11 protein-coding genes are annotated in these 10,132 nt (G+C 37.2%); 6 read left to right on the top strand and 5 right to left on the bottom strand.

Annotation, left to right across the window (positions count from 1 at the left end; all coding sequences use genetic code 11):
* The first annotated feature begins 275 nt into the window (after window positions 1–275).
* Complete coding sequence (locus I4641_RS23995) at window positions 276–668, top strand: response regulator transcription factor (RefSeq protein ID WP_263858325.1); 393 nt, start codon at window positions 276–278, stop codon at window positions 666–668.
* A gap of 91 nt (window positions 669–759) precedes the next feature.
* On the opposite strand, the gene gatC is transcribed toward I4641_RS23995, so the two are convergent.
* Both gatC and I4641_RS22340 read right to left on the bottom strand, forming a co-directional pair.
* Window positions 760–1,059: an Asp-tRNA(Asn)/Glu-tRNA(Gln) amidotransferase subunit GatC gene (gene gatC, locus I4641_RS22345; RefSeq protein WP_229642797.1), complete on the bottom strand. Its 300-nt coding sequence runs from the start codon at window positions 1,057–1,059 to the stop codon at window positions 760–762.
* Window positions 1,060–1,150: 91 nt separating this feature from the next.
* A complete protein-coding gene (locus tag I4641_RS22340) occupies window positions 1,151–1,672 on the bottom strand; it encodes a photosystem I assembly protein Ycf3 (RefSeq protein WP_229642796.1) in 522 nt (173 codons plus the stop codon).
* A gap of 173 nt (window positions 1,673–1,845) precedes the next feature.
* On the opposite strand from I4641_RS22340, the gene I4641_RS22335 reads away from it, so the two are divergent.
* Complete coding sequence (locus I4641_RS22335; protein ID WP_229642795.1) at window positions 1,846–3,894, top strand: DUF3769 domain-containing protein; 2,049 nt, start codon at window positions 1,846–1,848, stop codon at window positions 3,892–3,894.
* Between the two features lie 13 nt (window positions 3,895–3,907).
* On the opposite strand, the gene I4641_RS22330 is transcribed toward I4641_RS22335, so the two are convergent.
* Window positions 3,908–4,204 carry a hypothetical protein gene (locus I4641_RS22330; protein WP_229642794.1) on the bottom strand — a complete coding sequence of 99 codons (297 nt, stop codon included), beginning with the start codon at window positions 4,202–4,204 and terminating at the stop codon, window positions 3,908–3,910.
* Window positions 4,205–4,375: 171 nt separating this feature from the next.
* Here I4641_RS22330 and I4641_RS22325 point away from each other — a divergent pair, with 171 nt between their 5' ends.
* Window positions 4,376–4,990 carry a 7-carboxy-7-deazaguanine synthase QueE gene (locus I4641_RS22325; RefSeq protein WP_229642793.1) on the top strand — a complete coding sequence of 205 codons (615 nt, stop codon included), beginning with the start codon at window positions 4,376–4,378 and terminating at the stop codon, window positions 4,988–4,990.
* A 33-nt stretch (window positions 4,991–5,023) separates the two neighbouring features.
* On the opposite strand, the gene egtD is transcribed toward I4641_RS22325, so the two are convergent.
* The gene (gene egtD, locus I4641_RS22320; protein ID WP_229642792.1) at window positions 5,024–6,076 is read right to left on the bottom strand and encodes an L-histidine N(alpha)-methyltransferase; all 1,053 of its coding nucleotides are present in this window, start codon (window positions 6,074–6,076) and stop codon (window positions 5,024–5,026) included.
* A 181-nt stretch (window positions 6,077–6,257) separates the two neighbouring features.
* Here egtD and I4641_RS22315 point away from each other — a divergent pair, with 181 nt between their 5' ends.
* Complete coding sequence (locus tag I4641_RS22315) at window positions 6,258–7,367, top strand: S-(hydroxymethyl)glutathione dehydrogenase/class III alcohol dehydrogenase (protein WP_229642798.1); 1,110 nt, start codon at window positions 6,258–6,260, stop codon at window positions 7,365–7,367.
* Here the strand turns inward: I4641_RS22315 and I4641_RS22310 are convergent.
* Window positions 7,364–7,543, bottom strand: coding sequence for a hypothetical protein (locus tag I4641_RS22310; RefSeq protein WP_229642791.1), 180 nt, complete (start codon window positions 7,541–7,543; stop codon window positions 7,364–7,366). The genes I4641_RS22315 and I4641_RS22310 overlap by 4 nt on opposite strands.
* A gap of 197 nt (window positions 7,544–7,740) precedes the next feature.
* Here I4641_RS22310 and I4641_RS22305 point away from each other — a divergent pair, with 197 nt between their 5' ends.
* Both I4641_RS22305 and I4641_RS22300 read left to right on the top strand, forming a co-directional pair.
* Complete coding sequence (locus tag I4641_RS22305) at window positions 7,741–9,159, top strand: 2-succinylbenzoate--CoA ligase (protein WP_229642790.1); 1,419 nt, start codon at window positions 7,741–7,743, stop codon at window positions 9,157–9,159.
* 8 nt (window positions 9,160–9,167) lie between these two features.
* Window positions 9,168–10,025: a Tab2/Atab2 family RNA-binding protein gene (locus tag I4641_RS22300; protein ID WP_229642789.1), complete on the top strand. Its 858-nt coding sequence runs from the start codon at window positions 9,168–9,170 to the stop codon at window positions 10,023–10,025.
* Window positions 10,026–10,132: the final 107 nt, after the last annotated feature.

Below are 10,132 nucleotides of genomic sequence, written 5' to 3'. Positions count from 1 at the left end.
ATGACTGATTTTATGAAACTCTAAATAATACATTTTGACGTGCGGAAGGTGGGTTATTAGATCGAGAAAACAATTTAATTAGTTGCAATGCCAGAGGAGTAAGCGATCGCTTTATTGAGAGATATCAACTCATCGGTCAGTCTGTCGATCCAGTTTTACAATACGTTAGAGATTATCACGCTCCTGCCCATGAAACGCTAATCTTACCTCAAGGAACGTGGAAAGAAAGCCAGCTTTATCAAAGATGCTGTATCGAATACAACCACGAACATATTATGACTGGACCAATTGTAGGTAATGGTAGATTGATCGGTACTCTCAATTTTGCTCGTATTGGCATTACGTCAGCTTTTAGCGATCGCGATCTGAGTAATTTAGGTGCTGTTTGTCTTCATGTATCTGCTTGCTTGGCTAGTTTACGCCAACAAAACAATTCTGAAAATTCATTTAGTCTTGTTGAGAGAGAAAATTCTCAAATCTCACTTTTGACCAAACGAGAAATTCAAGTAGTCGATTTAGTCGCCCGAGGATTGACTAATGCAGAAATTGGTAAAGAGTTATGGATTAGCCACAATACGGTCAAACAAGCTTTGAAGACTGTATTTCGTAAATTAGAAGTTTCTTCTAGAGTTGAAATGATAGCCAAAATATTGAAAGCAAAAGAGTAGCAAAAAACAAATTTTCCTACTCTTAAAATGCTACAAGCTATTAGTTTATTGTTAGTTGATTTTGAGTATTGTATTAATTATTAATTATTACTTAACCTTCATCCGAACTAATAATTTTAGGTACGCGGAAAAACTCGCCCTGTTGTTCGGGTGCGGCTTTGAGCAACTCTTCTTTATCAGGAAAAGGGGTTAATTCATCAGCGCGAGTAATATTACTAGTTTCGATCGCTCTGGTAGTTGGTTGTACATCCGTAGTATCGAGTTCGCTTAATTGATCGAAATAACCCAAAATACTATTTAGCTGAGTAGTAAAAGCTTCTTCTTCCGCTTCGGTAATATTGAGACGAGCTAGGTTGGCTACTTTTTTTACTTCTTCGCGATCGATTGTCATGTTGATTGTTAATTGTTAATGGTGGGCATTAAAATCTTATTTCAAAATTACCAACAAATGTATCTTTGATGCCCTAGTACTACTAATACTTTTAAAAGAATACATCCATTTCCGATCGCCCTGTTACCTTGAGCCAATTTTGAGCTTCCATATAGTTGTTAGGAGCAATTCTAATGGCTTGTTTCCAATATTCAGCAGCTTTATCATAATAAGATTCTGCCTTTTCTACATCTCCGCTTTCTTTGGCTTTTTCCCCTTCGTAGTGATAAATAACGGCAATATTATTTAATGCTTGGGGCATTCTAGGGTTGAGATCTATCGCTTCGGTATAAAGTTCGATCGCTTTATCAATATCTCCATTACTGGCATAAATCAAGCCCATATTATAGAGAATATAACTGCGATCGTTAGCATCCTCTTCCAGAGTTAAAGCCTCTTCATAGTTTTCGAGTGCTTCTGCATATTCTCCATCACCTTGAGCCGACATTCCATCGCGGTAATAAGCAAAAGCTTCCTTTGCTTTTTTATTAGTAGGCAGAGCTTTTAAAATAATATCTGCCATAACAGTAAAAGTTTTATCTACAAAGTTGTCATTTCTCTGGGTGCGGGGCATAACTAGTTCTAAAAATCTATTACATATGGTTAATGTAGATATTAACCTTAAAGGTCAATCAAAAACTATAAGTTATGTCTAGCTTAATAGTTGATAATTGATAATTAATAATTGATAACTGACTAATGGTTGATTTTTGGCGATTTTCGACGATTGTAGCTATAAGCTCGTGTTTGTCTCAGTTACCTTTGAAGGCGTGGAGTTTGCCCCAAACTAGCTCGTTGGACTCTACCATTAAAATTCAATTTCCTAAGTATTTGATTGCTCAAGAGCGTGGAAAAGCAAGGCAAGAATTTACCATATCAGATCTAGAGACGGAATTTCAGCCTTCTATTCCCATCGATCGCATCGAAGTCATTGAAGTTATCGCCGATAGTCAAGAATACAACCGCGTCCAACAAGTAATTACAGCCAAAGGTAATGTAGTGCTGCGTTTTGCTGAATCTGTGATGACTAGCGATCGCTTAGAAATTAATTTAAAAGATCGTATTGCAGTAGCCAAGGGAAACGTCACCCTCAAACGGGGAGATCAAGTGTTGCGGGGTAACAAATTTGAGTATTATCTCGTGGCAGATCGAGGAGTTATTTTCAATGCAGGGGGAGAAATATATCAACCCAGTCTGGCTGAGGATATTGATGGCGAAAGGGAGCTAACACCAGAAAAGACAATTTTAGATCGGGCATTGAGCGATCGCCTGAAAGTAGAGCAACCGATTAGTGATGTAACTGCTACGAGGGGATTTAGTACTTCTATTGGTAGCAGTCGGGATATTAATTTGATTGGGGGAGACGATGCTACTGGAGGTACAGTTAATCGTCTGAGATTTGAAGCTGAAAGAATAGATTTCGAGGGTAGTGAATGGGAAGCAGTTAACTTGAGCCTGACTAACGATCCTTTTTCGCCTCCCGAGTTGGAAATACGAGCCGATAGGGCAAATTTTATCCGACTAAACTCTTTAGAAAACAAATTAACTACCAGCAAATCTCGTTTAGTACTGGATGACAAATTAAGCGTTCCTTTATTATTAAGTACTTTTGCTTTTGATAATCGCCCTAGCAACCCAGGATTATTTAATCTTGCTTTTGATGGAGAAGAAAGGGGGGGATTTTTGATCGAACGCTCTTGGACAATTGTGGATAACAGTCGGTTTAACTGGAAAGTTACGCCTCAATACTTTGTACAACGAGCTTTGTCTCCCACTACTTTTGAATTTAGTGAAAGTGATGAGGGAGGAGTCTTTAATCCAGGGGTATTTGGCTTAAAAAACCGTTTAAATATTAATATTGCACCCAGAACTCGCTTAAACAACAATTTTTCTTTGACTAGCTTTGATATCAACAATTTAGAAGATAATTTCCGTGGTAAAGTCGCCCTACAGCAAACAGTAGGAAAGCTAGATAACCCTTATAGATTCGCTTTGGAATATAACTATCGCGATCGCTTATTTAACGGTTCTTTGGGCTTTCAGACGGTCAGAAATAGCATTGGGGGGGTAGTCACCTCTCCTAATATGGAGATCGCCAATACTGGTATAACTTTCAACTATCAAGCCTCGATTCAAAATATTAATGCCGATACGGACAGACAAGACTTGTTAGAAGTGGAAAGACAAAGCGATCGCATTAACCTCTCTCGCTATCAGGGGGCATTATTTATGGAGAAAAACTTTGCTATTTCGAGGGGAACACCTTTACCCAGTACCAAAGAAGAAGGATTGCGCTATAGTCCGACACCTGTTGTTCCTTATTTAGAACTGCTGACAGGAATTAGGGGAGTAGCTAGTTTTTATAGTAACGGGGAACAACAACCCTCTTTAGAAGGGACTATCGGTTTCCAAGGACAATTAGGTCATTTTTCCCGTTCTTGGCTAGATTATACGGGGTTTAAATTTAGCTATTCTCAGAATCTTCGCGGAGACGAATCGCCCTTTTTATTTGATCGCCTTGTAGATCGTCAAACTCTCGATCTGGGAATTAACCAACAATTATACGGCCCAATTCGCTTGGGAGTAAGTACTTCTTTAGACTTAAATAGCAATAATGAAATTAGCACCGACTACACTATAGAATATAGTCGTCGAACCCATAATATTACTCTCCGCTACAATCCAGTCTTAGAACTTGGCTCTTTTAGTTTGCGTATTAGTGATTTTAATTGGCAAGGAAATCCTCAACCTTTCCGCGATGAAATTACTCCCGTTATTCAAGGAGTCGAACGTTAGAAAAGCGATCGCATTATTTTTTTAGTTTAAAATATTCAGGGAAGTCAATTATTTGTGCTTTTTGTTCTTCAAAAACGACGATAGGAATTACCCTATGTTTTACAGCATTGGCAATCCCATCTCTCATGGTTTTAAAAAATTCGTCATCGGGTATTGTATCGGTAAATTCCTCAACCGAAGTTACTTTATGAACGTAGGTCTCACCGTTTTTTTTGGCGGTAATAATTGCTTTAGAGCCACTATCAGCAATAGCTTCACACTGTTGAGCGATCGCTTTTTTGTTTTGACTTAGATATTCTTCAACGTTCATTTTTATCATGGTTAGCTTAAGCCGATAGTAGCAGCTTCGGGGCGAGAAAACACTGGTAAAGGAATGTCATCGATTCAATCGCCTACCCAATATTAAGTTAAAGATCGCAATATCCATATAGAGTAGAATGAAAAAGCTTAACTCATATCAAAAACTATTCTTAGCAAGATTTTGAATACTGCTACTAAGATTAAAACCTATCCCATTGTAGAGACTTTCCATTCTGTCCAAGGAGAAGGTTATTGGACAGGAGTAAACGCTTTTTTTATTCGTCTAGCGGGGTGCGATGTTCATTGTCCTTGGTGCGATACTAAACATTCATGGAATCCACAACGCCATCCCCAAAAGTCTACCCAAGAGCTAGCAACTGAAGCGAAAAAAGCCGAGCCTGCAATTGTCATTGTTACAGGGGGAGAGCCATTAATGCACAATTTATTTCCCCTAACTACAGCGTTAAGAAGTGCAGGAATGCGGGTTCATTTGGAAACTTCTGGAGCCCATCCTTTTAGTGGAGATTTTGACTGGGTTACTTTTTCTCCCAAGCAATTTAAAGCACCCCATCAAAGTGTTTACGATCGCACTAATGAACTGAAAGTAGTCGTGACTAATAAATACGATTTAAAATGGGCAGAACAACAGTCGGCTTTGGTTTCTAAAACGGCTTTATATTATTTGCAACCCGAATGGAATTCGCCCAAAAGCAAGCAATTGATTTTTGATTATATTCTGCAACATCCTGAATGGTGTATTAGTTTGCAAACTCATAAGTTATTGGAAATTCAATAATTACCATTTGAGTGAAAAATAAACAAATAGATTTTAATTAATAGCTTTCTGACACAATAATAAACCAAACCATTGTTGAGAATCGCTATAAGTTTGAACTAAATTCAATTGGTTTTTGCTTAAATACTCTTTCATCGATTGAAGATCGAATTTGCGGGATATCTCGGTTAGTATTTTTTCTTCCTGCTTTAATTCTATGGTTAGGTCTAGGCTTTTTAAGTTAACTGATTGCGATGCTTGACTAATCAAATACATTTCAATTTGATTTTGCTCGGTATTATAAATAGCCTCGTGTTTAAATAGATCTAGATTAAAATTACCTTGAAAGCGATCGTTGAGATGTTGCAACATATTTAAGTTGAATGCTGCGGTAATTCCTTGCGCATCATTATAGGCAGCTTCTAATATTTCTACTGGCTTTTGTCCTAAAGGATACCGCTGCGCATATAAATCTATTCCTAATAAAAAATAGTCCCCTGGTTTTAAGGCATTAGTAACTCTTTGAATAAAGCGATCGCACTCTTTCTTATCAAAATTACCAATACTACTACCCAAGAAAATAATCGTTCTTTTTCCCAAATAATAGGTTGATAACTGTTTTAGGGCGCGATCGTAGGTAGCTACTTTTCCTTGTATTTTTAACTGAGGATATTCTTCAAGTAAATTATTAGCAGTTGTTTGCAACATACTACCGCTAAAATCTATAGGAGTATAATATAAAGGACTATCTAAATCCCGATATCCATCTAAAAGAAAGCGGGTTTTAGTCGAACTACCACTACCAAGTTCGACTAGCTCGATCGCTTTAGTTAGCTCGATAATTTCGACTCCATACTCTTCTAAAATACTTGCTTCTGTGCGGGTAGGATAATATTCTGGCAATGCACATATTTGCTCGAACAATTGCGATCCTTTTTGATCGTAAAAATAACGAGCTGGAATAGATTTAGGATTATTCTTCAATCCACTAATTACATCTTTAGCATCATCTTGTTCTATTGCTTTTATATCTAATAAATAATCAATTCCTAATCTCTTGCCTACAGAATCTTGCTTACTATTACCCGAATCAGAAAAAGTTGACATCAATAAAATTATTTATCGCTTTGTTTCCTCAAAACCATAAATTCAATTTACTCTTAATTGAAAACCCAAGATACATTTATTAATGATTCGCAAACTTTAGTCAAAAACTCGAAACAATTAGTCAATCTTGAATGAGCTAAAATCTGACTGACCGTATTTAACAATGAGTATAATAATGAGCATGGACGTTAAAGCTGCTGTTGCTTTTGGTACTGGGGAACCTCTTCGTATTGAAACCGTACAACTAGAAGCACCACAACCAGGAGAAGTTTTAATCGAAATTAAAGCAACTGGTGTTTGTCATACCGATGCTTATACTCTTTCAGGCGCAGATCCCGAGGGCTTATTCCCCACTATATTGGGACACGAAGGTGGAGGAATTGTAGTGGAGGTAGGAAAAGGAGTAACTAGTGTCAAAGCAGGGGATAAGGTAATTCCTCTCTATACTCCCGAATGCCGAGAATGCGCCTATTGTCTGAGTCAAAAGACTAATCTCTGTCAAGCAATTCGCTCGACTCAAGGTAAAGGCGTTATGCCCAACGGTACGAGTCGATTTTCTCTGGGAGGGGAAAAGCTCTATCACTACATGGGGACATCTACTTTTGCTAACTATACTGTATTGCCAGAAATTGCGGTGGCAAAAATTCGCGATGATGCACCTTTAGATAAAGTATGTCTGATTGGTTGCGGTGTGACTACTGGTTTGGGTGCGGTGGTGAATACAGCCAAAGTTGAAGCAGGATCGAATGTAGTAGTGTTTGGTTTGGGTGGTATTGGTTTAAATGTCATCCAAGGGGCGAAAATGGTAGGGGCGAGCAAAATTGTTGGCGTGGATATTAACCCCGACAAACGAGCTATGGCAAAACTTTATGGCATGACTGATTTTGTTAACCCCAAAAAGATAGACGGGGACTTGGTAGAGTATTTGGTGGAGTTAACGGGGGGTGGTGCAGACTATAGTTTTGAGTGTATTGGCAATGTTGAAGTGATGCGACAGGCTTTAGAATGCTGTCATAAAGGTTGGGGGGTTTCTACCGTTATTGGGGTAGCAGGTGCGGGAGAAGAAATCAGTACTCGTCCATTTCAACTAGTAACGGGAAGAGTCTGGAAAGGTTCGGCTTTTGGGGGGGCGAGGGGTCGTACAGATGTACCCAAAATTGTTGATTGGTACATGGAAGGTAAGATAGACATAGATTCCTTGATTACTCATACTATGTCCATAGATTGTATTAATGATGCCTTCGATCTGATGCACAAGGGCCAATCAATTCGTAGTGTAGTTACGTTTTAAACAGAGGGAGGGAGGGATAATTGTTGATAGTCCATCGATGTTTTTGTGACTTGAGTTTTACTATCTAAAAAATTAAAATATTTGACTCCAACAATTCCCATAATAACAAATAATAAAGTGGCAGAGAATACAGTTGCTCTTTCAAACATTGTTTCAAACATTGGTATGAAGGACATTAGTTAATTAACTCAATTGTCAGGTAGTTTGAGTTATTTGCCATTGGTTTTTATACATAATTAAATTACACCAATCTCAATTTGCTACTGGTATTTATATGGGTAAGTAGTAATTTACTCGTAATAGTTTTTGATGATACTAACGATCGCATTGTGGTTGATACTTAATATTAAATAAATAAATAGCAAGTTACATAATGAGATTGGATATATTGTCTGACTTAAAAAAATATCAAGGTCGAGCTTGGTTATGGAACTATACAGTAGAAACCAACAAGATAGTCGATCGTGATCGTTTTATTCTCTATCGATTGACTCAAGTTAAGCTGGAAAAAATATTATCTTTAGTTACTAGCTCTTCTGACAGACTCAATGTAATTATTGCTGAATCTAATTCAATAGAGTTTTTAGCTACTTTGATGGCAGGAATAATTAGCGAAGTAAATATATTTCTGTGCGATCTTCATTGGCAAGAAAAGGAATGGCAGCAGGTATTAAACTTAGTGCAGCCCGATCTAATCTTTGCCGAAGGACAAGTTAGGGATTTAATCGATCACTTTAATAATATAAATCGAGAAAGATTAACTCCAACAATAGATATTTTTCAAGAATCTTTAATTATGATTCCTACAGGAGGAAGTTCGGGCAAAGTTAAATTTGCGATGCACTCCCTCTCTACTTTGACTGCATCAGTAAGGGGATTTCAAAAATATTTTAATTGCTCGGAAATAAATTCATTTTGTACTTTACCTTTATATCATGTAAGCGGATTGATGCAGTTTATGCGTTCTTTTCTTACTCAAGGAAATTTAATTATTTGTCCTTATAAAGCGATCGATACCGAACAGCTTATCTTTAAAAAACAAGACTATTTTATATCCTTAGTTCCTACTCAATTACAATCATCGATCGAATCAATACCAGATTGGTTGGCAGAATTTAAAACAGTGTTATTGGGTGGTGCTAGTATATCGCGATCGCTTTTAAACGAAGCTAGAAAATATCAAATTCCCCTCGCTCCTACCTATGGGATGACAGAAACAGCATCCCAAATTGTTACCCTAAAACCAGATGATTTTTTAGCGGGTAATAATAGTAGCGGTCAAGTTTTACCCCACGCAGCAATTATTATTAAACCCCAAGCCAATCATACGGCTGGATTAATTGAGATTAAATGCGACTCTCTTTGTTTGGGTTACTATCCTCAAACTTTTGCGAAATCTTATATATTTACTACAGACGATCTTGGTTATCTAGACGATCTCGGCTACTTATATTTATTAGGCAGAAATAGTCAAAAGATTATTACAGGGGGAGAAAATGTCTTTCCTGCTGAAGTAGAAGAGGCAATTTTAGCTACTAAATTAGTCAAAGATATTTGTGTTGTAGGTATCAGCGATCGCTATTGGGGAGAAGTCGTAACTGCCTTGTATGTCCCTCTAACTTCAAACCAAGATTTAGATTTGATTAAAGGCAAAATAAGAACACAGCTAGCTAAATACAAACAGCCTAAAAAATGGCTTGAAGTTAATAGTTTACCTCGTAATAATCGGGGTAAAATTAATTATCAAAAAGTAAAGGTGATCGTAAACAGTAAAGTAATAAGTAATAAGTAATAAGTAATATGGTTATTTGGCAAGTAGATTTTTATTATCTCCCCGAACAAATCGGAGCAGAAAGATTATGGGAGTTAACTATTTGCGAGCTGATAAACACTACTAAAGATAAAAAAACAGATAAAGTATATAGCGTTCAATGTTATTCTTCTCAAGCTAATACTCAATGGCTGGTAGAAAAAATCTCAGAAATAGCACACAATAAATTACCCGATACAATTCAAGTATTTCGCCCGCAAACATTAGGGTTAATAAGTTCTGCTGCCAAACAACTAAATATCAAAGTAGAGGCTACAAGAAATACCTCCACTTTAAAACAAGTATTAAAAGAAAAACATCGAGATAAATATCCCAACTACAATCCGACAAAATTGGATAAACCCGTTCCCCAACCCCTACCAGAAAACCTCTGGGGAGATAAATGGCAAATAGCCAATATTCAAGCCAATCAAATTGTCGAGCTATTTCGAGATCGCCCGATTCCAATTTGCCGTTTGCCAGAGTCTTTATTCCCGATCAACTTGGGTATTGCCTCAGATCTTCCTATTCCTGGTGTCGTAGTTTATGGAGGTAGAAAATCAATGCAAATCGCTCAATGGATCGAACAACAAAATCCTGCTTTTCTCAATTATATACCTACAGAAATCGGTAAATCGGGAGGCTTTATTTTAGAAACGGGACTAGTAGATCGCTGGGTATTTAATACTTTTGAATCAGAACAAGCTGCTCAAATTGCTAGAAGCTACGAACAAAAAAAGCAAGCAGTAGGAGGACTACATTTTATCTTAATTCAACCAGACGATTCGGGGATCACTCACACTGCTTTCTGGCTATTAAAACAAGAGCGTATTAGCCAAAAATTATAATAATTCTTGTTGATTGCGAATGATATTTTCTGTCATTTCAGCCAACTCACTAAGCTGGCTGCCTGACACATTTATTTGAGGATAGTTAAACTCTGAGGCATTTTAAT

This window comes from Waterburya agarophytonicola KI4, assembly GCF_020640915.1.
Lineage (GTDB): Bacteria > Cyanobacteriota > Cyanobacteriia > Cyanobacteriales > Xenococcaceae > Waterburya > Waterburya agarophytonicola.
Note: the sequence above shows the minus strand (reverse complement) of the source record. Positions and strands in the feature narration are given on the sequence as shown.